Here is a 23,564-nt window from a genome sequence, read left to right on the forward strand (position 1 = left end):
GGCTGACTGGATATTCACCGCATATGCCCGGCTTGCCGCTCCCCGGAAAGCCGTCCACGGCGAGCGTCGTAGGATGCCAGTCGATCTGGGAGACGGGGAAGAACGTGGACATCACCACCCAAGAAGGACTGCTGGGGCCGCTGCTTCTCGCGCGCAGCGCGATCGACCGCTCCGCCGCGCTACGCGGTGACGCCGAGTGGCTCGAACGCGCGTGGGCCGACGGCGCGACCCGGGTCGTCGTGGTCGACGACGGGCGGGCGCTGGTCAGGCGGCACGGAGACGGGGTCGATCTCGTCCTGCTGCCCACGGACGAGGCGCCGCAGGGGGAGCGCTACCTGCTCGGCCTGGACGCCGAGGGGATCGCCTACTTCGCCGTCTCGGGATCGCTCCCGGCCGACGGGCCCGCCGCGCTTCCCGGGCGGATCGTCTCCGCCGTCGCTCTCTCGGCCATCGAGGAGGGGGCGGACGTCGTCGCCGGGCTGCGGCAGGTCGGCTCGCTGCTGGGGGACCTGGACGCCGGGCTGCTGGTCTACGCGGTCGCGCTTGAGGCCTGGCACGCCACCCACGCCTTCTGCCCGCGCTGCGGAAGCCGTACCGAGACGCGCTCCGGCGGGCACGTGCGGGTCTGTCCCGAGGACGGCAGCCAGCACTTCCCCCGGGTCGACCCCGCGGTGATCATGCTCGTGCACGACGAGGCGGACCGGTGCCTGCTGGCCAGGGGACCGCAGTGGCCCCAGGGCCGTTTCTCGGTGCTCGCGGGCTTCGTCGAGCCGGGGGAGTCACTGGAGCACGCGGTGGCCAGGGAGGTCGCCGAGGAGGTCGGCGTGCGCGTCGTCGAGCCCCGCTACCTGGGCAGCCAGCCGTGGCCCTTCCCGCGCAGCCTGATGCTCGGCTTCATCGCGCGGGCGGTCACGACGGAGTTCACGGTCGACCAGGAAGAGATCTCCGAGGCACGCTGGTTCAGCCGCGCCGAACTGCGGGCCGCGCTGGACAGCGGCGAGGTGCTTCCGCCGCCCGAGGTCTCGATCGCCAGGAGGCTGATCGAGACCTGGTACGGCGAGCCTCTTCCCGGAAACTGGTGATCAGGCGTTCAACCGGGCCTTGACCTCGATCACCGAGGGATTGGTGAGGGACGTGCCGTCCTCGAAGAGCACGGTCGGCACGGTCTGGTTGCCGTTGTTGACACTCTCGACGAACTGCGCGGCGTCGGGGTTCTGCTCGATGTCGATCTCCCGGTAGGAGATCCCCTCGCGGGTGAGCTGGGACTTCAGCCGCTTGCATGGGCCGCACCAGGTGGCGGTGTAAACCGTCAGCGCCATTTCGTGAGATTTCCCCTCGTGAGATGTTCAGCGCTCAGTGGCAACAAAGTGAGAGCCGTTCATCTTCCCGTCGCCCGGATTTCCGTCGGTCAGAGAAGCTTGCCCGCGATCCAGTCCTGGACCGTCTCGGCGACCCCGGGAAGCCGGTACATCGGCGTGCTGTGCTCGCTTCCCGGCTCGGTCAGCACCGTCATGCTCACACCGACGGCCTTGAGCCGCTCCTTGAGCCGCAGACTGTGCTCGGCGGGCACGAACTCGTCCTGGGAATGTACGGCCAGCTCCGGCACGTCGCCCTTGCTGGCGTGCCTCGGGACCTCCATGCTGGCCCAGATCTTCGGGCACTTGACGGGTTCGCAGCCTCCGGCGAGCTGGATGGCCGACTCACGCAGCTTGCGCTTGTTCAGGTCGAAGACGTCGGTCGCGCCGTCCTCGTAGGCCAGCATCGGCGAGGTCACCGGTGAGATGCCGACGACCCCGCGCAGGCCGGGCAGCCCGTCCCCGTAGGTGCCGACGGCGGAGGCCAGGTGCCCTCCCGCGGAGAAGCCGACGACCACGTAGTTGTTGGGGTCGAAGGACCACAGGGCGGCGTGCCTGCGGGCGGTGGCGATGGCGTCCAGCGCGTCGGTGCGCTGCGCGGGCCAGGCCGCGTCGCCGGACAGGCGGTAGTTGATGTTGAAGACCGTGTAACCCTGCTCGGCGTAGCTGGTGGTGATCGCGGTCATGTACTTCTTGTCGCCGCTCGACCACCAGCCGCCGTGGATCAGGAAGACACCGGGCCGCTTGAGACCGTCGGTCTGGTGCCAGACGTCCATCCGCTGACGGGGGTGCGGGCCGTACGCGACGGTGTTGATGACGGTGCCGTCGAGCAGCGGGTTGTCGGTCGAGGCGACCCTCGGGGTCGCGGTGGCCGACGGCTTCTTCGGCTTGGCGGTCGCGCCGGCGGACGGTTTCGCCGTCGGGCTGGGAGTCGGCTTGGCGGTCGAGGTCGCGGTGGCCGACGCCGAGGTGGTCGTGGACGGCTCGGGGCTCGGATCGGCCTTCCTGGCGGAGTGCTTCGCCTTGGTGGAGTGCTTCGTCCTGGCCTTGCGCGTGGTGGTCGCCTTCGAGGCGGTGATGGACGCGCCGCCGTAGTGCGCCAGCGTGGCGGGGGAGGCGTGCGCCGCGGAGGACGTCTGTAGCGCCACGGGGCCGATCACCAACGCCGCCAGGGCGAGAGCGCTCACGGTCGCCGCGGTTCTCACAGGTTTCTTCCTTCCCTCGGACCCCAAAATCCCCCCTCATTGTGGAGGAACTGCCCTTTTTACGCATCTTCTGGAACGACGTAGGTTGACGGCGGCATGTTGCCAGAATGGGCGGAGCTTGGCCACCGACTGCCAGGATGTTCACAGCTGGCCTGTACAACCCGTGTAAGGAGTCCCCGTGGTCACAGACGACGTCCTGGCGGGACTGGATCCGGAACAGCGGGCGGTGGCCGAGGCGGTACGCGGACCGGTCTGTGTGCTCGCCGGAGCGGGGACCGGCAAGACCCGGGCGATCACCCACCGCGTCGCCCACGCGGTGCGCAGCGGAGTGGTCGACGCCCAGAGCGTGCTGGCCGTGACATTCACCACACGCGCCGCCGGTGAGCTCAGGCAGCGGCTGCGCGCGCTCGGCGCCCCGGGGGTGCAGGCCCGCACCTTCCACGCCGCCGCGCTGCGCCAGCTCACCTACTTCTGGCCGCGCGTCATCGGCGGAGACCCGCCCAAGGTGATCGAGTCGAAGCTGCCGCTGCTGGCCGACGCCTTCCGACTCGTCAGAAGGGCCCCGGACCGGGCCGAACTGCGCGACGTCGCGGGCGAGATCGAGTGGGCCAAGGCCACCCAGATCGGCCCCGAGGACTACGCCGAGGCCGCGCGAAAGGCGGGCCGTACGCCGCCGGTGCCCGCGGAGGAGGTCTTCCGGCTCTTCGACGCCTACGAACGGCTCCGCCGCGAACGGCACCTGGTCGACTTCGAGACCATCCTCGAACTCACCGCCGCCGTGATGACCGAGCACCGTGAGGTGGCGGCACAGATCCGCCAGCAGTACCGCTACTTCGTCGTCGACGAGTACCAGGACGTCAACCCGCTGCAGAAACTCCTGCTCGACACCTGGCTCGGCGGACGCGACGACCTGTGCGTGGTCGGCGACCCCAACCAGACGATCTACTCCTTCACCGGCGCGACCCCCAGATATCTGACCGGCTTCTCCGTCGAGCATCCGGAGGCGGCCGTGATCAAGCTGGTCCGTGACTACCGCTCGACCCCCCAGGTCGTCTCCCTGGCCAACAGGCTGATCGACCGGTCGAAGAGCCCGCACCGGCTCACGCTGGTCGCCCAGCGCCCCGACGGTCCGGAACCCGGCTTCACCGAGTACGACGACGAACAGGCCGAGGCCGCGGGGGTGGCACGCGCGATCCGCGCCCTCGTCGACGGCGGTGTCCCGTCCCGCGAGATCGCCGTGCTCTTCCGGGTCAACGCCCAGTCGGAGGCCTACGAGCAGGCCCTCACCACGGTCGGCGTGCCCTACCTGCTGCGCGGGGCCGACCGCTTCTTCGAACGCCCGGAGGTGCGCCACGCCGTCGTCCTGCTGCGCGGCGCCGCCCGCTCGGCCGCGCGGGACGACGAACTGGCCCCGACCGTCAACGACATCCTCGCCGGAATCGGCCTGACCCCCGTGCCGCCGGGCGGAGGAGGAGCCCGGGAGAAGTGGGAGTCGCTCAGGGCCCTCGCCGACCTCGCCGAGGACATGGCGGCCGAGGGCGCCGACCTGACCGCCTTCGTGGCGGAACTGGAGCGCAGGGCGGGCGAACAGCACGCGCCGCCGGTCGACGGCGTGACACTGGCCTCCCTGCACGCCGCCAAGGGCCTCGAATGGGACGCCGTCTTCCTGGTCGGTATGACCGAGGGCATGATGCCCATCGTCTACGCCAAGACACCGGAGCAGATCGAGGAGGAGCGCCGCCTGCTGTACGTCGGCGTCACCCGGGCCAGAGAGCACCTGGCGCTGTCGTGGGCGTTGGCCCGCTCACCCGGCGGGCACCGCTCCAGGAGGCCCTCCCGCTTCCTCGACGGCCTCACAGGACGTTCCGGAGGGTCCGGCCGGGCGACGTCGGCCTTCGCCGCGTTCGTGTCCGGAGGGGCGTCCCAGGGTTCGGCTTCAAGAAGGTCCGCCGGGCGTCGCGAGGTGGCCGCGCCGATCAACTGCCGTGTCTGCGGCAGGACCCTGGCCGCGGCCGCCGAGCAGAAGCTCGGCAGATGCGCCACCTGCCCGGCCGACTACGACGAGGCCCTGCTGGAGAGCCTCAAGGTCTGGCGTGCCTCGGCCGCCAAGGAGGCCAAGGTTCCGGTCTACGTGGTCTTCACCGACGTCACCCTCCAGGCCATCGCGGAGCGAGCCCCGGCCACAGAAAGGGACCTGCTCTCTATAACCGGGATAGGACGCGTCAAAATGGACCGGTACGGCGAGGCGGTGCTGGCTCTCTGCCGTGCCGCCGCAGACCGGACGGAGGACGTGTGAACCAGGCTCTCAAGGAGTTGCTCGACCTGCTGGACCTGGAGCAGATCGAGTTGGACATCTTCCGGGGACGCAGCCCCGCCGAGGACGTCCAACGGGTCTTCGGCGGCCAGGTCGCCGCCCAGGCGCTGGTCGCGGCGGGCAGGACCGTCCCCCCGGAGCGTCACGTCCACTCGCTGCACGCCTACTTCATCAGGCCGGGCGACCCGGCGGTGCCGATCGTCTACAACGTGGAACGCGTCCGGGACGGCCGTTCCTTCACCACCCGCAGAGTCGTGGCCATCCAGCACGGCAAGGCGATATTCACCATGTCGGCCTCCTTCCACATCGACGAGCCGGGCCTCGCGCACCAGGCGACGACGATGCCCGAGGTGCCCGGCCCCGAGGAACTGGCGCCCTTCCCGGAGCGGATGCGGCAGGCCCTGGCGGACATGCCCGAGGACTCCCCCTGGCGGGAGCTGCTGGCCAGGCCGCGTCCGCTCGACGCCCGTTACGCCACACCTCTTACCTGGGAGGCCCTGCGGGACCCCTCGCTGAGCCGTTCCACGACGAACGTCTGGTTCCGCTACGAGTCGGAGCTGCCCGACGACCCGCTGCTGCACGTGGTGCTGGCCGCCTACACCTCGGACTTCACCCTGGTGGACACCGTGCTGCTGGCCCACGGCCAGGCCTGGGGAACCCCCAACGTCTCCGGAGCCTCGCTGGACCACGCCATGTGGTTCCACCGCCCCTTCCGCGTCGACGAGTGGATGCTGTACGCCCAGGAGTCGCCCTGGTCAAGCTCCGCCCGAGGCCTGGCGAAGGGGGAGATGTTCACCCGGTCCGGGGAACTGGCCGTGTCGGTGGTCCAGGAAGCCATGATCCGTGTGAGTTAGTGGTAAAACTGCAGGTAGAAAATATGTTGCCCCTCCCTGTCGCCGGGGTTTAGGGTCATGCTCAAGCAAGTCGGACGCTCCTGTCCGACGATCCACGATGGAGGTGAGTCCGCTGTGAAGAACATTCTGATGCCGTCCCAGTTCGGGCTTACCTTCATGACCCCTGCCATGACCCTGTCGTTCGGCACGTGCGCCATCCTCGCCGATGGTGCCGCGGCCAGACTCCGACAGGAGATCCAGGTCCAGCGGGAGGCCCAGCTCCGGCAGGACACGACTGTCCGTACCCAAGTTCTCGGCAGCCGACCGGCCACTCCGGCCGCCTTTAAGGCGGCAGGCGCAGGCGCCGTTCTGGCTCCTGAGGGCGGCAGCTACGCACTGACCAAGCACACCGGCAATGGTGGACGGCGTGGTCCGTATTCCTGGAGGCAACCTCCGGTCATAACCTGACCGAAGAAGAGCCTTCAGGCCGCGGATCCGCACCCAGGATTCGCGGCCTTCTTGTTTGTCCGCGTTGTTCCTGTCCCCCCACCTAGAGGTAATCGAAGACCAACACCTAACTGAGAGGTGAAGCAGATGGGGGCCCAGACGATCATGGACCTGATCGACGAAGCCGCAATCCCCTGTCGTACCGACCCCGACCTCTGGTTCGCGGAGTCTCCGGAGGACGTGGAGTTCGCCAAGGCACTCTGCGGAGGCTGCCCGATCCAGCAGGCCTGCCTGGCCCGCGCGCTTGAGCGCGAGGAGCCGTGGGGCGTCTGGGGCGGCGAGCTCATCCTGAGGGGCGCCATCGTCCCGAGGAAGCGCCCGCGTGGCCGTCCCCGCAAGACCCCCGTCGCCGCCTGACCGGCGCGGAACCTGATCAACCAAAAAGACCGTATGTCCCGAAAGGACCACTTCCGATGACCTACCCCAACAGCGCCACCGCCGGTTTCGACATGCTGCCTATGCAAGAAGAACTGGTGAGGGACCGAATACGAACCCTTCACCGGGAGGCGGAGGAGCAGCGCATCGTGACAGGCATACTGCGCCTGAGGCGCGCCCGCCGGAACGCGGAACGCGCCTCGGCCCGGCTGCGGCACGTACTCCTGCGCCTCGTCTGATCGCCGGCGATGAACGCCGGTAAGCGGCGCTCGCCGGTGGCCAACGGCGATGAATGCCGGTGAACACCGCTCAGTTCGGCTCTGGTAAGCGACGCGCGGCACGGATCCACGCCGCGCGTCGCCGCTCGCCGTTGATCAACAGCAAGCGGCGACGATCAACGGCAACACAGTCGCGAACAGCGACGAGCAGTGGTGAACAGCGACGAGTAGTCGGGCCCGAACGTTCAGGGTCCAGGCATTCCAGGCCCAGAAATTCAGGCCGGGAACGGGCCGCCGGCTGAGCGCCACTTCCAGGCAAGAACCACTTCCAAGGGGTGACTCCTTCCCCGGGTCACCCCTTTCGCATGTTCTCCCCCAGCAGGGACCCCGACCGAGGCCCCGAAAACGCGCGACGCTCTCGAACAGGTGGCTCTCCTGGACGTGTGGCCTCTCCGAACACGCGCCCCAACACGCGCTCCAAACATGTGACCCCGAGCATGTGGCTTCCCCGAACGTGTGTTTCTCCCAAACGTGTGACCCCCGAGCGCGTTATTCCCTCAAACACGTGGTCCCATTGAGCGGATGCCTTTCTGGAAGCGCAGATCTTTCGGATACACGGTCCTTTCGAACCTGTGATATCCCACAGGCGGCCGACGCTTCCGAGAAGTGTGATCTTTCGAATATGCGACCTTTTCAGATGTGCCGATCTTCTGAATGCTCGGCCCTTTCGGATGCGTGTCCCTTTTCGCGCAGCCGTACTCTTCGGAGCACGCCGAACCCTTCCATGGGTACGGTCAAACCACCACTGACCAGGCAATTCAGTCATGAACGGGCCATGCCGCCCCCGGGCTGTACGGTCAATCCCCCAAGGCGCAGGTGAGGAGAAGAACGACCAAAAGGAACGGTGCTGAGGCGCAAGGAAGACAAAGAGCACCAGGACAGCCGAGACCGGTCAGGAGCTACCGGGATCAGGTGGGCTCCATGGGTCTCGGAGCATCGCGGAGGTCATGGCATCGTGGATGACGTGCGGCTTCGAAACGGATCTCGGAAAGAATGGGGATCTGCTTCAGAACGAAATGGACTCGGAATAGGCGGGAGCTGTCAGCTCGCGGCGATCGCCTGCTCTTCGGGGTCCTCCTCGACGAAACCGGGAACCCAGCGGATCACCTCCTCGCGGAAGCGGGCCGTGGCACCGAGCTGGCAGAGCACGCCCAACCCCGCCGCGTGCACACGGTGGATGAGGACGTACGACACCGGCAGGTTGAGCTGGCGTGCCACGTTTCCCGGACGCAGGTCCGTCACCGTGGCGGCCTGCTCCCGCAGCCACTCGCGGCTGAAGGTGAACTCCTCGACCGCGGTCGGCTCGACATAGGGGGCGAGGAAGGCTCGCAGCGCCTCGGCGTCCACCTCGATGTGGGGAAGGATGAACCCTTCGTCGCGCAGCCCCTGAATCACGGTCTCCATGTCGCCGTTGTTGAAGATCCGGGTGAGCTTTCCGAAGGCCGGGGGGTAGCCGTCGGGCAGCCGGTTGACCGCGCCGAAGTCGAGCACGCACAGCCGCCCGTCCTCGACGACACGGAAGTTTCCCGGATGCGGATCGGCGTGGAGCATGCCGACCCGCGCGGGCGAGCAGAACAGGAATCGGACCAGTTGGAGACCGGCACGGTCACGTTCCTGCTTGGTGCCGTCGCTGATGATCCGTGACAGCGGGACACCCTCGACCCACTCGGAGACGAGAACCTGCTCGTTGGCCGCCACGACATCCGGAATCAGGAAGTCGGGGTCGTCCTTGAACTCCAGGGCGAAGGCGTGCTGAGCCTCTGCCTCCCGTAGGTAGTCGAGCTCTTCGGCGATCCGCTCGCGTAGCTCACTGAGGACGGACTTGATGTCGAGCCCGGGAAGCAGCACCCCGAAGAGCTTGCCGAGCCTGGCGATCTGATTGAAGTCGGACAGCAGTGCCTTGCCCGCGCCGGGATACTGAACCTTGACGGCGACCGTTCTACCGTCGTGCCAAACGGCCTTGTGCACCTGCCCGATCGACGCGGCAGCGGTCGGACGGTCCTCGAACGACTGGAAGTTCTCCCGCCAGTCGTCGCCCAACTGCTCGACGAGCACCTTGTGCACCGTCGCGGCGGGTAGCGGTGGCGCGGCGTCCTGGAGTTTGGTGAGGGTTGCTCGGTAGGGGCCGACGACCTCGGCGGGAAGTGCCGCCTCGAAGATGGACAGAGCCTGGCCGAGTTTCATCGCCCCGCCTTTGAGTTCTCCCAGAACCTTGAAGATCTGCTCGGCGGTGCGTTCCTGTATCTCCTGGGCGACGATCTCCGCGGACTTGCCCCCGATCCGCTTCCCCAGTCCGAGGGCGGTACGGCCGGCGAATCCGATCGGCAGGGCCGCCAGCTTGGCGGATCGCGCGACAGCGCGGCGCGGAAGGTCACTCACCTTGGCTCGCGGCGTTTCCCCCGTGGTGAGACACCGCTCCCTCCCTTCGGTGTGGTGTCTGTCAGCCGCGGTCAGCAGCCGACGCGACCATTGTTGGCGAACCCAACTCGTTTCGGAAGCAACGACATCGAGGATGAATACTCCAGGATCGCCGTTTCCATCGCCAGTCAGGCAATACATCCGTTGTGCCGTTGGTCACAGCGGACTCCTCCCCGTCGAGGAAAGCGAGCGCGTGCCCAGTCGCCACCGCCGCGACAAGAGACGACATGACCACGCCACACCCGATCTCCCCCGCGGGCAAGCCGCCAGGACGGGCACTGACGACCGGCCATCCCGGGTCACGATCGCGTCGCGTCAAATCTAGACACCGTAGACAGGTGCTCTGTCCAGGCAGCACCAGAGGACCGATGGACCCCAGGTCCTCGTAGGCGGTCACGAGCAGGTGGGGGATGCGTCGGGACATGAGCTCGTCGATCAGCAGGTCGTCGAGAGGGTCGACCGGCGAGAGCACCACCAGGTCAGGTGCCCTGGCACCGTCGGCCAGCCGGGCGGCCCGATCACCGGTCCACGCGGTGATGGAGGGTGCGAGCCGCTTCACCAGCTCAACCGCGCCCTCCTGCCTGCTTCTACCCACCTGCGTCCAGGTCAGGCCGCCCGGTGTGACGTCCCGGCCGCGGGCCGTACCGGAGTCGACAACGCACAGGCCGCCTACCCCGGAGGCGGCGAGGAGGGCGGCGATCTGCGCGCCGACACGACCCGCGCCGTACACCCGCACCTGGACGTCCCGCCTGCGTTCCAGCACGGCAAGGCCGCCGTCCGTCGTGCCGGGAGTGAGGGAGAGCGCCTCCAGATCGGGCTGGAGCAGGTCTCGCTCGGCGAGGGTGAGCAGACGGAGCGGACCGGGTGGCGCCGCCGCGTCGTCGACCACCCCCTGGTCGATCAGCAGGTCGAGCAGGGCGCGGCCGTTCTCCCTGCCGAGCCCTGCCTCGTCCGCCCCGGCGAGCACCCCTTCGACGTCGCGCACGCCGTCGAGGCTCTCGACCCAGCGGCGAACCTCGGGCTCCAGGTCGGTCAGCACCACCGCGTGCCTGGGGCGCAGACCGAACTGCAGGGTGTGCTCGTCGCGCGCGACCCGACGCAGAACGGGCTTCAGACGTGGTCTCATGTGACCGCCTCTCCTCAGGGAGCCCGAAGGCCAGAAGGGGAGGACCCCGGGTGGACGCGGAGCGTGAGTTTCCGGTCACCCGGTGGTCCCGGGGCAGTCAGAGTGCCACGCCCTCAAAAGATCGCGGAGACGTTTCCCGCCGCCTGTGGATAACTTCCGGTGTACTACGCTCCCGCCATGGACGAGCTCTTGATCGACAGGCGCGACGACGGCGTCGTGGTGCTCACCCTGAACCGCCCCGACCGGCGTAACTCGATGACGGACGGCATGACGGAGCAGTGGCGGCTGGCGGTCTCCGACCTGCGTCGCGACAAGGATGTGCGATGCGTGGTCGTCACCGGGGAGGGCAGCGCGTTCTGCTCGGGAGGAGACCTGTCCTGGCTCGCCGACCGGGGAGCGGAGAGCGTGCCCGTCCTGCGTGACAGGATGCTGGGCTTCTATCGGACCTGGCTGTCCGTGGCGGACCTGGAGGTGCCGACCATCGCCGCGGTCAACGGCGCCGCCGTCGGAGCCGGGCTGTGCCTGGCCCTTGCCTGTGACCTGGTCTACGCGGCGGAGGAGGCCAAGCTGCTGGCCCCCTTCACCTCGCTCGGCCTGCACCCGGGAATGGCGGCCACCTACCTGTTGCCCAGGGTCGCCGGGGTCGGGGTCGCCAGGGAGATGCTGCTCACCGGCCGCACCATGCTGGGCGCGGAGGCGGCGGCATCGGGGCTGGTGACCAGGGCGTTTCCCCGAGAGACGCTGATGACGCAGGTGCTGGAGATCGCTTCGAGGACCGCGGCGAACGCCCCCGTCGCCACCCGGCTCACCAAGGTGGCCCTTGCGGGCGGTGGGCACGCGGACCTCGACGCCGCGTTGCGCTGGGAGTCTCTCGCCCAACCCGTCACCATGGCCTCCGACGACCTGCTCGAAGGGTTGGCGGCGCAGCGGGAACGACGGTCCCCGAGATTCGGCGGCTCCTGAGGGGATCGGCGGTCCGGTTAATTCCACGGGCTCCAGCCATAACCGATCGGTCTTGCTGAACAATCGACGAACAGGGATTGACCAGCCAGAACGTGTTCGGCCCTCTGGTGTGAATTCGTGATTCTCGGCTACCGTTCATATGTGCCCCCCGAGACAGTCGAGGTCCGTCGAAGTTCTCGTCGTCGGCGGACCGTATCCGCGTACCGCGACGGCGAGAAAACGATCGTGCTGCTCCCCGCCGGGCTGAGCAGTACCGACGAGGAGCAATGGGTGCGCCGGATGCTCGACCGGCTGGCGGCCAAGGAGCAGCGAAGACGCCCCTCCGACGACGACCTCTTCGAGCGGGCGAGCGAGCTCTCGGCACGTTATCTCGACGGGCGGGCAAGACCGTCGAGCGTGCGCTGGGTCGACAACCAGCAGCACCGCTGGGGCTCGTGCACCCCGGATCACGGCACCATCAGGATCTCCACACGGCTCCGGGGCATGCCGTCGTGGGTGGTCGACTACGTGATCATGCATGAGCTGGTCCACCTGCTCGTGCCCAGCCACGGACCTCGTTTCTGGGCGCTGGTCGACCACTACCCCAAGGCCGAACGGGCACGCGGCTTCCTTGAGGGGTTCTCCATGGCGGCGGGCGTCGCGGAGGAGTGTTGACCTCAGAGCGTACGGAGGACCGCCTGGTCGCGGTCGTCGTCACATCGTCGATGTCGGCCGGGGCACCACCGGGGATCGACCCCGGGAGCTTCCTGACGGCCGTCGTCGAGGACACCTACGAACTCGTCAGCACCCTCGACTTCGTCACCCCGGTCCTCGTGACGAGCGTGCCCGGGATGGAAGAGGTCGTCTGGCCGGGCACCCCGGTCCTTGAGATCCCCGAGCTTTCCGGAGCACCCCTGGTCAGGGCCGCGTTCGAGGTGGTCTCGGCCGCCGCGCCGTACGCGGGCCAGGTGGTTCTGCTGAGCGGGGACGCCCCTGACCTGCCGCCGCTGCTGATCGGCAAGCTCTTCCGCGCGCTCGGCAGCGCGGGACTGGCCGTCTGCCCGGCCGTCGAGGGCGGTGCCGTCGCGATCGCCACACGGACACCGTGGCCCGACTGGGCCGAGATCGGCTTCGACGACCCCGAGCCGGTCAGGACCCTGCGCGCGCTGGCCCCCGCCTCCTGGCGGGTCGCGACCGGCCCCGGCTGGCACCGTCTGCGCGCTCCCGCCGACGTCCACAGGCTCGATCCCGGCCTTGAGGGCTGGGACAACACCCGGGCACTGCTGTCGGTCTGAGAAGACCGGGCTCAGATCGAAGGCAGGCTGAGGTCGGCGAAGACCGCCCTGTGATCGGTGCCGGGGACGGTGTGGATGCTCACCTCCCGCACTCCGATCCGCTGGTCGACCACGACATGGTCGATGGTGATGACCGGCGGAATCCTGCTGTTGACCGGCCAGGTCGGAACCAGCCCCTGACCGGTCCGATCAGCCGAGTCGGCGTAGCCCCGGCTGACGAAACGGCGCATCGCGGCGTGGTCGAGGCTGGCGTTGAAGTCACCGGCGAAGATCCGCAGCCGATCCGGGGAGGCGTCGGGGAATGCGGCGAACGCCGCGCTCCACTCGTGCACCTGGCTGCCCAGCGGCGGGAAGGTGTGCACGTCGACGAACTCGATGTTCCCCACCCCCGGGACGCTGAGCACCGCGGCCGGCATGTTGTGCCCGATGGGCTGGAACAGGTTCTCCAGCGGGGCCAGCGGATAGCGGGAGAAAAGGCCGCTGCCGCTGGCGCTCCAGGCCGTCTGCAGCACGCGGTGCGACATGACGTCCTTCAGCCCGGCCGCGTCGAGCTCCTCGACCATCCCCGGCGTCAGCTCCTGAGCGCTCAGCACGTCCGGCCGCAGCCGTCTGACCAGGTCCATCACCGCGCCCGGATCGGCGTGACCGAACAACATGTTGAGTGTGAGCACCCGCAACGGCGCTCCGGAGGGAGGCTGCGCCGAGGCGAACGCGCGGGGCAGGACACTGAGCCCGAGCGCCGCCGTGGTGACCAACGCCACAGCCGTGGCGGCACGGCGGCGGGTCGCCGCGGCCAGGAACAGAGGTAACAGCGACCCGGCCGCCGCGTACGGCGTGGCCGTCATCAGCTGAGCGGTGAGTGAGCCACGTTCGAGACCGGTGACCCTGGCCGCAGCCCAGGCCGCGAAAGGAGTGAGCGCCGCCCAGACCAGAGCGCTGGGAATCCGGGGCGAACGTCGTCGTCGTACCGGAGTCAGAATCGCGCCACCGGCTGTGTCCGTGCTCACTACGCCTCGATTCATCGGTCACCCAATGTGACGACATTATCGATGGTCGTGTGAGCCGAACATAAACCGGTTCAGATCTGGCGCATCACCTCACGGGCACGCCTGGCGAGCCTACGGGTCGCCTCGTCGGAGAGCTCGGGGATCTCCTCGATCGGAAACCACCTCAGGTCGAGGGACTCTTCGCTGATCACGGCCTCCACGTCGGCGGGGGCGACCGCGCCGTACTCCACGTCGAGATGGTGACTGTGCGGGGGGTGACACCAGACCTTGTGGCGGTCGAGGGCGAGCGGACCGGGAAGCAGGCGCAGACCGGCGATGCCCGACTCCTCGGTTGCCTCCCGCAGCGCGACGCCGTCGAGTGAGACGTCCCCGCGCTCGCAGTGCCCGCCCATGGGCAGCCACATCCCGGCCTTGGGGTGCAGCGTCAGCAACACCCGCTCGCCGTCGTGGGAGATCACCGCGGTCGTGGCCGTCAGATGGCCGGGTACGCACTCCCGCCACATCGCGTCCTCATGGGCCCGCACATGATCGAGGAACTCCCTGCGCAGGCTCTCCTCATCGGCCGTGGGCGCCTTCCAGGCCGCGAGAACCTCCTGCGCGTGCGCGTGCAGGCTCACGCGGCGCCGTCCTGGGGGTCGTCGTTCCCCTTCTCCGGCTCCTTCGGGGCCTCGCCGAGCGACGCCTCAAGGGAGGACAGGTCCAGCTCGGGCTCGCCCCTGACGAAACCCTCGGGATTGTCCAGATCATCCGCGGTCGGCATCAGGTCGGGATGGCTCCACACCGCGTCCCGCCCGTCGATGCCCCGGTCGCGCTCGATGGCCTGCCACAGGGCGGCCGCCTCACGCAGACGGCGCGGACGCAGCTCCAGGCCGACGAGCGTGGCGAAGGTCTGCTCAGCGGGACCGCCGGTCGCCCTGCGACGCCGTACGGTCTCGGCCAGGGCGGCCGAGGAGGGCAGTTTGCCTTCGGCGGCACCGTCGACGACCGTGCCGACCCAGCCCTCGACCAGCGCGAGCATGGTCTCAAGGCGCGCCAGGGCGGCCTTCTGCCGCTCGGTCTCCTCGGGCTTGAGCAGGTTGCCGCCGCTCAGCACCTGCTGGAGCTGCTCGGGGTTGTTGACGTCGAGGCCGCGCAACTGCTCCTCCAGCGCGGACACGTCGACCGTGATGCCCCTGGCGTACTCCTCGACCGCGCCGAACAGGTGCACCCGCAGCCACGGCACGTGCTGGAACAGCCGGTGGTGCGCGGCCTCGCGTAGCGCCAGATAGATCCGGATCTCCTCGACGGGAGTCTCAAGCCCCTGACCGAACGCGGCGATGCCGCCGGGCAGCAGGGCGGCGTTCTCCGACAGCGGAAGGCCGATGTCGGTGGAGCCGACGACCTCACGGGCCAGAGAGCCGAGGGCCTGGCCGATCTGCTGGCCGACCAGCATGCTGCCCATCTGCTTCATCATGCCCATCAGCGGCCCGGCCATCGCCTGAGCCTCGGCGGGCAGACCCGTCGCGCCGAGCGTGCCGCTCATGGTCTCGACCATGCGGGCGGCGACCGGATCACACAGCTGCCGCCACACCGGGACGGTCTTCTCGATCCACTCGGACCGGCTCCACGCCTGCGGGTTGTTCACCCCGCTGGGCAGCGTGGTCGCCTCGTTCAGCCACAGGTCGGCGAGGTTGAGCGCGTCCACGATCTGGCGCCGCTCGCCTTCCATGACACTCGGATCGCCTTCGGCGGCCACGACGTGCCGGGCGATATTCTTCGCCATGTCCCAGTTGACGGGACCGGAGCTCTGCGGGGCGGACAGCATGTCGGCGAACTGACGCATGGCCGCCGCGATCTGCTCCGGGTCGCCGAACATGGCGAACGGATTCTCGTTGGGGTCGTTTTCCCGACCTGGCAAGTCAGTCACCGCTCTACCTCGTGCAGGATGGAGGAGTCCACAACCGCCACGTTATCCGTCGCATGGTGGGTCAGTGCAAAGTGAGGACCTGGTGCCTACCTCGAAACGCCCCCGGCTCCCGGTCGTCGCCGTAACCGGCGCGGCCTCGGGGATCGGCCGTGCCTTCCTCTCGAAGGTCGCCTCGTCTGCGGATTTCCGCAGAGTCGTGGCCATCGACGAGCAGCGCGGCGACGTACCCGACGTCACCTGGAGGGTGCTCGACGTCAGAGATCCGCTCTTGGCGAACCGGGTCTCCGACATCGACGTGCTCGTCCATCTGGCGGGCGACTACGCGCTCGACGCCGACCCGGCCGAGCGGCGCGCCTACAACCTGCGCGCGGCACAGACGGTGCTCACCGCCTCGGCCGCCGCCCGGGTGCGCCGCGTCGTGCTGGTCACCAGCGCCATGGTGTACGGCGCCGCCCAGGACAACCCCGTCCCACTGCCAGAGGACTCCGCGGTCGCGGCCGAGCCGGACACCGGCATCGTCGGCGACCATCTGGAGATCGAGGCGCTGGTCAGGAGATCACTGCGCAGCCACCCCGGCCTTGAGGTGACCGTGCTGCGCCCGGCGGCCGTCGTCGGCCCAGGCGTCGACAGCGTGGTCACCCGCCACTTCGAGGCCCCCAGGCTGCTCAGCGTCAAGGGCTGCAGCCCCCGCTGGCAGTTCTGCCACGTGGACGACCTGATCTCGGCCCTTGAGCTGGCCGCGCTCGGCTCCGTCTCCGGCGTCGTGGCGGTCGGCAGTGAGGGCTGGCTCGAACAGGAGCAGGTGGAGGAGCTCTCCGGTCTGCGCAGGTTCGAACTGCCCGCAGGACTGACGTTCGGTACGGCCCAGCGCCTGCACCGCCTCGGTATCACCCCGGCTCCCGCGACCGACCTGCACTACGTGGTCTATCCCTGGGTCGTCGACTGCGCCGGACTCCGCGACGCCGGGTGGAAACCGGCCTGGAGCAACGAAGCGGCCCTCACACAGCTGCTCGAACTCCGCGAGGGCAGGCACGCGGTGGTCGGTCGCCGGCTGTCCGGCAAGGAGGCCACGCTCACCGCGGCCGGTGCGACCGTCGCGGTCCTCGGCACGGCGGCGATCGTCCGCGCCGCCCGCAAGAAGCGGCGAGTCTGAAGCCCTCCCGGGGGCGTGTCCCGAGCACGCCCCCGGCCGTCGCCGTCCCGGCCGTGCCTCCCGTGCCCGAAGCGGGGAAGCTTCCCGCCCGCCGGGTAGCCTTTGAGCCGTGAATGTCATCCGCCTGCTCGGCATCCGCGACACACCGCTCTCGGTGGACGAGGTGTTCTCCGCGATCGGCGACCACGCCGCGGGCGGCACGGCGATCTTCGTGGGCACCGTGCGTGACCACGACCACGGCAAGTCCGTGACCCGCCTGTCCTACTCCGCGCACCCCAGTGCGCAGGAGGAGCTGCGCCGGGTCGCGGAGAAGATCGTGGCCGACTTCCCGATCACCGCGCTGGCCGCCGTGCACCGGGTCGGTGACCTCGACCTGGGCGACATCGCCGTCATCGTCGCGGTCGCTGCTCCCCACAGGAGCGAGGCGTTCGAGGCCTCCCGGCGCCTGATCGACGACCTCAAGGCCGAGGTTCCCATCTGGAAGAACCAGGCCTTCGCCGACGGCTCGACCGAATGGGTCGGAAGCTGCGGCTGAGGAGCGATCCTTACAATCTGGAAGGTGACGGCGCGGGGGTGCGGCCTTCTGCCCGGTCACACGGAATAGGCTTCCTCCCATGTCCCGACGAGCGCTGACATTGATGGTGGCAGGCTTCCTCACGCTTCTGCTCGGCGTTGTCGGCGCCCTGCTGCCCGTGCCGTACGTCGTGCTGAGTCCGGGGCCCACGGAGAACACCATCGGTGACGTCAAGGGCAAGCCGGTGATCAGCATCGAGGGCCGGGAGACCTACCCGACAGACGGGAAGCTGAGCCTGGTGACCGTCGCCTACCAGGGCGGCCCGGGCAACAGGATCGACCTGTTCAGGGCGCTCAGGGGGTGGATCGACCCCACGGTCGCCGTCGTGCCCGAGGAGACGATCTTCCCGCCGACCAGCACGGCCGAGGAGGTCGAGCAGCAGAACTTCCAGGAGATGACCAACTCCCAGGACGACGCGACCGCGGCGGCGCTGACCGAACTGAAGATCCCCTACACCTCGGTCGTCACCGTGGCCTCGACCCAGAAGGGCCTGCCCGCGGACGGGCACTTCCAGACCGGCGACGAGATCGTCTCCGTCGACGGCGTCCCCGCGACGGACAGGGAGAGCGTCTCCGGCATCGTCCGCAGGCACAAGGCGGGCGAGACGGTCACCTTCACCGTCAACCGCGGCGACCGCAGCCTCACCGTGGCCGTCCCGACCGTGGCGGCCAAGGACGGCACGCCGATCGTGGGCATCACCATGCGGATCAGCTACAAGTTCCCCTTCAAGGTGAAGATCAACGTCGGTGACGTCGGCGGTCCGAGCGCGGGCATGATGTTCTCCCTCGGCATCGTCGACAAGCTCACCCCCGGTCCGCTGACCGGCGGCAAGTCGATCGCCGGGACCGGGACGATCACTCCGGAGGGCAAGGTCGGCCCGATCGGCGGCATCTCGCAGAAGATGGTCGGCGCCAGAAGGTCGGGGGCGACGGTCTTCCTCACGCCCGCGGACAACTGCGCGGAGGCGGTCAAGTCGGTCCCCGACGGGATGCGGCTCTACAAGGTGAGCACGCTGCACGACGCGGTGAAGGCGATCGACGCGATCCGCACGGGAACCGGCTCCATACCGACCTGCTCGGCGAGCTGAGAGCGCCCCTGCGTACGGTCTCGGGCCCCGAGAACGGCGTCGGGGCACTCATCCGAGGTCTCACGCGTTGACCCGTTGAACCCTGGAACCTGCAGGGGATGTGGCCGGACCCTGCCAGAGCGGCTTAGCACGGCCGTACCCCCACCGGTGTAGGTTTCCAGACACGGACCGTGCTCTTTTACGACAAGGGGTTGGCCTTGAGCTTCCGGACCCCCGGAGCCGGTAGGGCGATGCGCTTGCCCCGCCGGCCACGACTGCTGCTTCCTGTCGCGATAGCGATCGTCGTGATCGTCGCGCTGTTCTTCCTCTTCGCAGGTATATACACCGACTACCTGTGGTACGACTCGGTCGACTACACAGCGGTCTTCTCCGGTGTGGTCGTCACACAGATCCTGCTCTTCTTCGTGGGCGCCGTGCTCATGGTCGGCCTCGTGGGCGGCAACATGCTGCTGGCCTACCGCGCCAGACCCATGTTCGGCCCCGGAACGTTCGGCGGCGCGAGTGGCGCCGACCGCTACCGGATGGCCCTCGACCCGCACCGCAAACTGATCTTCCTGATCGGCGCCGGAGTGCTGGCCCTGTTCTCGGGATCATCGCTCGCGGGGCAGTGGAAGACGTGGCTGGAGTTCTTCAACGCGACCCCGTTCGGTGAGAAGGACGCGCAGTTCGGTATCGACCTGTCGTTCTTCATGTTCACCTACCCCTTCATCAGGATGGTGCTGAACTTCCTGTTCACCGCGGTCATCCTGTCGGCCGTCATGGCGGCGATCGTGCACTACCTGTACGGGGGCTTCAGACTGCAGTCGCCCGGCGTGCACGCCTCCCGCGCGGCCAGGGTGCACCTGTCGGTGCTGCTCGGCGTGTTCGTGCTGCTGAAGGCCGTCGCCTACTGGATCGACGGATACGGCCTGGTCTTCTCCGACCGTGGCTTCGCCTACGGTGCCTCCTACACCGACGTCAACGCGGTGCTGCCCGCCAAGACCATCCTGGCGATCATCGCCCTCATCTGCGCGATCCTGTTCTTCGCCGGCATCGTACGGCCCGGCGGCATGCTGCCCGGTGTGGCCTTCGGCCTGCTGGTCCTGTCGGCCATCCTGGTCGGCGGGGTCTACCCGGCTCTCGTGGAGCAGTTCCAGGTCCGGCCGAACCAGCAGGACCGTGAGCAGCCGTACATCAAGCGCAACATCGAGGCCACCAGAAAGGCCTACGGGATCGACAAGACCGAGGTCATCGAGTACGCCGCCCAGGGCGACGCCTCCAAGGTCAACGTCACCACCGACAGCTCCATCTCCGGTGTACGGCTGCTCGACCCCAACCTGGTCGCCAAGACCTACCAGCAGAAGCAGCGCATCCGAGGCTTCTACGACTTCCACGACCCGCTCGACGTCGACCGCTACCCCGACGAGACGGGCAAGCCGCGCGACACCGTCGTCGCGGTGCGCGAGCTCACCGGGCCGCCGAGGGAGCAGGACAACTGGATCAACCGGCATCTCGTCTACACCCACGGCTACGGCTTCGTGGCCGCGCCCGGCAACAAGGTCGACTCCCAGGGTCTGCCCGACTTCGACGCCAAGGACATGCCGGTCACCGGCTCTCTGGCCGACCGCATCGGCCTGAAGGAGTCGCGGATCTACTTCGGAGAGTCCCCGGCCGCCCCCGAGTACGTCATCGTCGGCGGTGACAGGAAGGTCGGCCAGGAGCTCGACTATCCGGAGAGCAGTGGAACCGGTCAGCAGAACACCACCTACACCGGCAAGGGCGGCGTCCCCGTCGGCTCGTTCTTCAACCGCCTGCTCTACGCGGCCAAGTACGGCGAGACGAACCTGCTGCTCTCGGGAGACGTCAACGCCAAGTCCAGGATCCTCTACGAGCGCAACCCGCAGGACCGCATCGCCAAGGTCGCGCCGTTCCTGAGCCTCGACGACAACCCCTACCCTGCCGTCATCGACGGCAGGGTGGTCTGGATCGCCGACGCCTACACCACCTCCAACTCCTACCCCTACTCCGACAGCAGGAGCCTGGAGTCGATGACCCGTGACACGGTCACCGACCCACGCCAGGTGGTGCAGCAGCCGCGCGACAACATCAACTACATGCGCAACGCCGTCAAGGCCACGGTCGACGCCTACGACGGCACGGTCACGCTGTACGCCTGGGACGAGAAGGACCCGATCCTGCAGACCTGGCGCAACGCCTTCCCGGGGATCATCAAGCCGAAGAGCGAGATGTCGGAGTCCCTCAAGCAGCACCTGCGCTACCCGGAGGCGCTCTTCAAGGTCCAGCGTGACGTGCTTTCCCGCTATCACATCCAGGACCCGGACGCCTTCTACAGCGGCCAGGACTTCTGGAACGTCCCGAACGACCCGTCCTCCGGTGGACACGACATCAAGCAGCCGCCGTACTACCTGTCGGTCAAGATGCCCGACACCCAGGAACCCACCTTCTCGCTGACCACCACGTTCGTGCCACGCCAGGGGCCGAACCTGGCCGCCTTCATGGCGGTCGACGCGACACCGGGTGACGACTACGGCAGGCTGCGCATCCTGCGGATGCCGTCGAACACTACGATTCCCGGCCCCGGTCAGGTACAGAACAACTTCCAGAACAAGTTCTCCGGTGAGCTCAACCTTCTGGGCATCGGTGGGGCGAAGGTCCGCTACGGCAACCTGCTCACCCTGCCGTTCGCCGGGGGCCTGGTGTACATCGAGCCCGTCTACGTGGAGACGGCGGCCTCCTCAGGACAGGAGCCCTACCCGATTCTCCGTCGGGTCCTGGTCTCCTTCGGAGACAAGGTCGGCTTCGCCGAGACCCTCCAGGGTGCGCTCGAACAGGTCTTCGGCAACAGCGCTCAGCAGAACAAGCCGGAGACCAGACCCGATGTCCCCGCCCAGTCGAACACCGTGCTGAGCCAGGCCATCGGAGAGGCCCAGAAGGCCTATGACGACGCCCAGCGTGCCCTGGAGGCCAAGCCGCCGAACTGGACGGCCTACGGCGAGGCTCAGAAGGCGCTGAAGGAGGCCCTGGAGAAGGTGAAGAACGCCTCGGCCTCCACAGCCCCTGCCGCGACCCCGTCGCCGACGCCGAGCTCGTCTCCCTCGGGGACGGCAACCCCTTCGGCGACTCCGTCAGCCACCCCTTCGACCACACCGACACCGTCTCCCTCGCCGAGTTCCTAGGGGCACCGCGGCTATTGAGTTCGCATTCATCGCCAAAGCCGGGTAGTGTGAAAGCACGCCGACGCGGGGTGGAGCAGCTCGGTAGCTCGCTGGGCTCATAACCCAGAGGTCGCAGGTTCAAATCCTGTCCCCGCTACCAAGGGAAGGCCCTGATCTCTCAGAGATCAGGGCCTTCTTCCGTTTCATCCCATGCTTCAAAGGAATCGATTGCCCCGGCCTCGTATCGATTTGCTCTTGGCGGTGGAGGCCGATAGTGTTGAGACATACCGACGCGGGGTGGAGCAGCTCGGTAGCTCGCTGGGCTCATAACCCAGAGGTCGCAGGTTCAAATCCTGTCCCCGCTACCAAGGGAAGGCCCTGATCTCTCAGAGATCAGGGCCTTTCACTTTGTTCCAGACAGGACACCCAGCGGTTAGCGTGCAGGTGTGGCTGACATGTCAGGACCGATCCTGCGCTGGAGAGTGCGTAGAGAACTGCTCATCGTCAAGGTCGTTGCGGCGCTCGCGTTCGCGGTGCTGGCCGTACTGAATCTGGACGACCCACGCGGGACGATCCTGGCGGGCGCCGCAGCCCTGGTGGCCGCCACCCTCGCCCTACGTGACCTCCTGGCCCCGGTGCGGCTCAGCGCGGACGGCGAGGGACTCATCGTGGTGCGAGGCTTCTCCGGCGCCCAGAGAGTGCCGTGGAGTGCGGTCGAACGGATTCGTGTGGACACCCGGACGCGCTTCACTTCCCGCACGGAACTCCTGGAGATCGACACAGGAGAGGAGATCTTCCTCCTCAGCAGGTTCGACCTTGGAATCCCGTGCCGGGAAGTGGCGGATGAACTGCGAGTGTTCAGAACCGGCTTCTAGTCAGGCCCTGACCCTACGGTGCCGCGCTTTGTGTCGGGGGCGAAGGCGAAGCAGCAGGAACGTCTTGTGCAGCGACCAGCCGATGAGGAAGGCCCCAAAGACACACTGTCCGAGACTCGTCCACATCGGTCTTTCGGCCGCTGCGAACACCACCACGCCAACCCACAGGACGCCGAAGACCCCTACGAGGGTCGTCGCACCCCAATCCAGCCCCCGCTGCCACATGCCTGAAGTCTTACAGATCTTGGTTCAAGCCCAGGTCAACGACGCGGAACGCCTCATCTGGGGAGAGTGCGACTTGTGCCGGCACACCTGCGAACGCGCAGCCCGCCTCCGGTGGTGACCGGCGCGGGGGCCTGTTCGAGCTGGGTCAGCAGCGTGGTCGCGGTACGGACGTCCAGCAGGATCTGGTCCACCTCGACCTCGGTAGCGGGGAGCTGGCCCTGCCGGGCGAGTTCCTCGGTGATGTAGGAAAGCGGGTTCGCGCGCCCGGCCGCCTCCGCGGCGGCCGTCGCACGGGCTGCGGTGAGAAGACGTAGATGTTCGGCGCGGAGCATGGCCTCACGCATCCGCGCGTCCTCAAGATCACTCAAAAGGGACCTGGCGACCCTGAGCAGATCACCGGGGCGATCGGCTTCCGCATCGATGTGTGCGCGGATGTCGTCGAACTCTGAACGGGTCATGGTGCTCACCTCCACGGTGGAGTCAGAATCCTGACCCTCGTGCCAACTTCGTATCCGGGGGCGATTGCGAACGGCTTGATAAGCGCTTGCGCGGTCGACTCCCTACGAACGTTTGGGACGCGCAGGTGCTGGGGATGGTTGGCAAGTTGTCTCTGGGACCCGTGGGGCCTGGTAATGTTCTTCTCGCAGAGCGGCGAGCCGCAGAGGCCAAAGAGCTTCGAAGACAGCGACCCGCTCGGTACCCCACCTCCTTGCTCCGGCAGTCGTTTGTCTGAATCGTCCACGGACGATTGGACAGAAGCCGAATGTCAGAGTAAGTTGGAAGGGTTGCTCCGGAGACGGGGTGGGCGAGATCCTAGCGGGTCTGGCGGGTTGGTGTCGAGTGGCTGCGAAGGCAGCGGGTTGACACAGACCGGCCGGAAATGATAGGATAGGAACACGGAAGTTTGTGCCCCTGAAGTGGTCGCACCGGATGG

21 protein-coding genes and 2 tRNA genes are annotated in these 23,564 nt (G+C 67.9%); 15 read left to right on the forward strand and 8 right to left on the reverse strand.

Features of this window, described 5'->3' with window-relative positions; genetic code table 11:
* Window positions 1-23: 23 nt before the first annotated feature.
* The gene (nudC, locus tag ACFOYY_RS38355; RefSeq protein ID WP_386196156.1) at window positions 24-1,082 is read left to right on the forward strand and encodes an NAD(+) diphosphatase; all 1,059 of its coding nucleotides are present in this window, start codon (window positions 24-26) and stop codon (window positions 1,080-1,082) included.
* On the opposite strand, the gene ACFOYY_RS38360 is transcribed toward nudC, so the two are convergent.
* Window positions 1,083-1,319, reverse strand: a complete 237-nt coding sequence (locus ACFOYY_RS38360) for a mycoredoxin (protein WP_184718882.1) — start codon at window positions 1,317-1,319, stop codon at window positions 1,083-1,085. It lies immediately after the preceding gene.
* 89 nt (window positions 1,320-1,408) lie between these two features.
* Window positions 1,409-2,560, reverse strand: coding sequence for an alpha/beta hydrolase (locus tag ACFOYY_RS38365; protein WP_352016227.1), 1,152 nt, complete (start codon window positions 2,558-2,560; stop codon window positions 1,409-1,411).
* Between the two features lie 178 nt (window positions 2,561-2,738).
* Between ACFOYY_RS38365 and ACFOYY_RS38370 the strand changes: the two genes are divergently transcribed.
* The 4 genes from ACFOYY_RS38370 to ACFOYY_RS38385 all read left to right on the forward strand — a co-directional run bounded on the left by ACFOYY_RS38370 (window position 2,739) and on the right by ACFOYY_RS38385 (window position 6,571).
* Window positions 2,739-4,856, forward strand: coding sequence for an ATP-dependent DNA helicase UvrD2 (locus tag ACFOYY_RS38370; protein ID WP_386196158.1), 2,118 nt, complete (start codon window positions 2,739-2,741; stop codon window positions 4,854-4,856).
* Window positions 4,853-5,728: an acyl-CoA thioesterase II gene (tesB, locus tag ACFOYY_RS38375; RefSeq protein WP_352016225.1), complete on the forward strand. Its 876-nt coding sequence runs from the start codon at window positions 4,853-4,855 to the stop codon at window positions 5,726-5,728. The genes ACFOYY_RS38370 and tesB overlap by 4 nt, the downstream gene beginning before the upstream one ends.
* 114 nt (window positions 5,729-5,842) lie before the next feature.
* Window positions 5,843-6,175 (forward strand): hypothetical protein, encoded by a 333-nt coding sequence (locus ACFOYY_RS38380; RefSeq protein WP_386196160.1) that lies wholly within the window; start codon window positions 5,843-5,845, stop codon window positions 6,173-6,175.
* A gap of 126 nt (window positions 6,176-6,301) precedes the next feature.
* Window positions 6,302-6,571, forward strand: a complete 270-nt coding sequence (locus tag ACFOYY_RS38385) for a WhiB family transcriptional regulator (RefSeq protein WP_184718892.1) — start codon at window positions 6,302-6,304, stop codon at window positions 6,569-6,571.
* Between the two features lie 1,337 nt (window positions 6,572-7,908).
* Here the strand turns inward: ACFOYY_RS38385 and ACFOYY_RS38390 are convergent.
* Complete coding sequence (locus ACFOYY_RS38390) at window positions 7,909-9,246, reverse strand: ABC1 kinase family protein (protein ID WP_352016223.1); 1,338 nt, start codon at window positions 9,244-9,246, stop codon at window positions 7,909-7,911.
* A gap of 61 nt (window positions 9,247-9,307) precedes the next feature.
* On the reverse strand, window positions 9,308-10,411 hold the full coding sequence (locus ACFOYY_RS38395) for a ThiF family adenylyltransferase (protein WP_352016222.1): 1,104 nt from the start codon (window positions 10,409-10,411) through the stop codon (window positions 9,308-9,310).
* 177 nt (window positions 10,412-10,588) lie between these two features.
* On the opposite strand from ACFOYY_RS38395, the gene ACFOYY_RS38400 reads away from it, so the two are divergent.
* The 3 genes from ACFOYY_RS38400 (at window position 10,589) to ACFOYY_RS38410 (ending at window position 12,648) form a co-directional block, all read left to right on the forward strand.
* Window positions 10,589-11,374, forward strand: a complete 786-nt coding sequence (locus ACFOYY_RS38400) for an enoyl-CoA hydratase/isomerase family protein (protein ID WP_352016221.1) — start codon at window positions 10,589-10,591, stop codon at window positions 11,372-11,374.
* Between the two features lie 141 nt (window positions 11,375-11,515).
* On the forward strand, window positions 11,516-12,028 hold the full coding sequence (locus tag ACFOYY_RS38405) for a M48 metallopeptidase family protein (RefSeq protein ID WP_352016220.1): 513 nt from the start codon (window positions 11,516-11,518) through the stop codon (window positions 12,026-12,028).
* Entirely contained in the window at window positions 12,025-12,648 is a 624-nt protein-coding gene (locus ACFOYY_RS38410; RefSeq protein ID WP_386196164.1) for a DUF2064 domain-containing protein, read from the forward strand. Before ACFOYY_RS38405 ends, ACFOYY_RS38410 begins: the two co-directional genes overlap by 4 nt.
* Window positions 12,649-12,659: 11 nt before the next feature.
* Here the strand turns inward: ACFOYY_RS38410 and ACFOYY_RS38415 are convergent, their stop codons facing one another.
* The 3 genes from ACFOYY_RS38415 to ACFOYY_RS38425 all read right to left on the reverse strand — a co-directional run bounded on the left by ACFOYY_RS38415 (window position 12,660) and on the right by ACFOYY_RS38425 (window position 15,561).
* Window positions 12,660-13,655 (reverse strand): endonuclease/exonuclease/phosphatase family protein, encoded by a 996-nt coding sequence (locus tag ACFOYY_RS38415; protein WP_352016218.1) that lies wholly within the window; start codon window positions 13,653-13,655, stop codon window positions 12,660-12,662.
* A 71-nt stretch (window positions 13,656-13,726) separates the two neighbouring features.
* On the reverse strand, window positions 13,727-14,272 hold the full coding sequence (locus tag ACFOYY_RS38420; RefSeq protein WP_352016217.1) for an NUDIX hydrolase: 546 nt from the start codon (window positions 14,270-14,272) through the stop codon (window positions 13,727-13,729).
* Window positions 14,269-15,561 carry a zinc-dependent metalloprotease gene (locus ACFOYY_RS38425; protein ID WP_386196166.1) on the reverse strand — a complete coding sequence of 431 codons (1,293 nt, stop codon included), beginning with the start codon at window positions 15,559-15,561 and terminating at the stop codon, window positions 14,269-14,271. Before ACFOYY_RS38425 ends, ACFOYY_RS38420 begins: the two co-directional genes overlap by 4 nt.
* A 79-nt stretch (window positions 15,562-15,640) precedes the next feature.
* Between ACFOYY_RS38425 and ACFOYY_RS38430 the strand changes: the two genes are divergently transcribed.
* The 7 genes from ACFOYY_RS38430 to ACFOYY_RS38460 all read left to right on the forward strand — a co-directional run bounded on the left by ACFOYY_RS38430 (window position 15,641) and on the right by ACFOYY_RS38460 (window position 22,405).
* On the forward strand, window positions 15,641-16,714 hold the full coding sequence (locus ACFOYY_RS38430; RefSeq protein WP_352016272.1) for an NAD-dependent epimerase/dehydratase family protein: 1,074 nt from the start codon (window positions 15,641-15,643) through the stop codon (window positions 16,712-16,714).
* Window positions 16,715-16,823: 109 nt separating this feature from the next.
* Window positions 16,824-17,249, forward strand: a complete 426-nt coding sequence (locus ACFOYY_RS38435) for a molybdenum cofactor biosynthesis protein MoaE (RefSeq protein WP_352016215.1) — start codon at window positions 16,824-16,826, stop codon at window positions 17,247-17,249.
* A gap of 79 nt (window positions 17,250-17,328) precedes the next feature.
* Window positions 17,329-18,375 (forward strand): YlbL family protein, encoded by a 1,047-nt coding sequence (locus ACFOYY_RS38440; protein ID WP_352016214.1) that lies wholly within the window; start codon window positions 17,329-17,331, stop codon window positions 18,373-18,375.
* A 230-nt stretch (window positions 18,376-18,605) separates the two neighbouring features.
* Window positions 18,606-21,551 carry a UPF0182 family membrane protein gene (locus ACFOYY_RS38445; protein ID WP_352016213.1) on the forward strand — a complete coding sequence of 982 codons (2,946 nt, stop codon included), beginning with the start codon at window positions 18,606-18,608 and terminating at the stop codon, window positions 21,549-21,551.
* 62 nt (window positions 21,552-21,613) lie between these two features.
* Window positions 21,614-21,690: transfer RNA gene (locus tag ACFOYY_RS38450), tRNA-Met, on the forward strand.
* A gap of 131 nt (window positions 21,691-21,821) precedes the next feature.
* A tRNA-Met gene (locus tag ACFOYY_RS38455) sits at window positions 21,822-21,898 on the forward strand.
* An 87-nt stretch (window positions 21,899-21,985) separates the two neighbouring features.
* Entirely contained in the window at window positions 21,986-22,405 is a 420-nt protein-coding gene (locus tag ACFOYY_RS38460) for a PH domain-containing protein (protein WP_352016212.1), read from the forward strand.
* A gap of 278 nt (window positions 22,406-22,683) precedes the next feature.
* Here the strand turns inward: ACFOYY_RS38460 and ACFOYY_RS38465 are convergent, their stop codons facing one another.
* Window positions 22,684-23,088: a hypothetical protein gene (locus ACFOYY_RS38465; RefSeq protein WP_386196169.1), complete on the reverse strand. Its 405-nt coding sequence runs from the start codon at window positions 23,086-23,088 to the stop codon at window positions 22,684-22,686.
* Window positions 23,089-23,564 lie beyond the last annotated feature (476 nt).

It is taken from the genome of Streptosporangium jomthongense (genome assembly GCF_042650425.1).
Lineage (GTDB): Bacteria > Actinomycetota > Actinomycetes > Streptosporangiales > Streptosporangiaceae > Streptosporangium.

What these genes read in the sequence shown, in the direction of transcription:
- nudC (WP_386196156.1), top strand. Translation starts at nt 24, where the DNA reads ATGCCCGGCTTGCCGCTCCCCGGAAAGCCGTCCACGGCGAGCGTCGTA.
- ACFOYY_RS38385 (WP_184718892.1), top strand. Translation starts at nt 6,302, where the DNA reads ATGGGGGCCCAGACGATCATGGACCTGATCGACGAAGCCGCAATCCCC.
- ACFOYY_RS38395 (WP_352016222.1), bottom strand. Translation starts at nt 10,411, where the DNA reads ATGAGACCACGTCTGAAGCCCGTTCTGCGTCGGGTCGCGCGCGACGAG.
- ACFOYY_RS38465 (WP_386196169.1), bottom strand. Translation starts at nt 23,088, where the DNA reads ATGACCCGTTCAGAGTTCGACGACATCCGCGCACACATCGATGCGGAA.
- ACFOYY_RS38360 (WP_184718882.1), bottom strand. Translation starts at nt 1,319, where the DNA reads ATGGCGCTGACGGTTTACACCGCCACCTGGTGCGGCCCATGCAAGCGG.
- ACFOYY_RS38445 (WP_352016213.1), top strand. Translation starts at nt 18,606, where the DNA reads ATGCGCTTGCCCCGCCGGCCACGACTGCTGCTTCCTGTCGCGATAGCG.
- ACFOYY_RS38460 (WP_352016212.1), top strand. Translation starts at nt 21,986, where the DNA reads ATGTCAGGACCGATCCTGCGCTGGAGAGTGCGTAGAGAACTGCTCATC.
- ACFOYY_RS38400 (WP_352016221.1), top strand. Translation starts at nt 10,589, where the DNA reads ATGGACGAGCTCTTGATCGACAGGCGCGACGACGGCGTCGTGGTGCTC.
- ACFOYY_RS38440 (WP_352016214.1), top strand. Translation starts at nt 17,329, where the DNA reads ATGTCCCGACGAGCGCTGACATTGATGGTGGCAGGCTTCCTCACGCTT.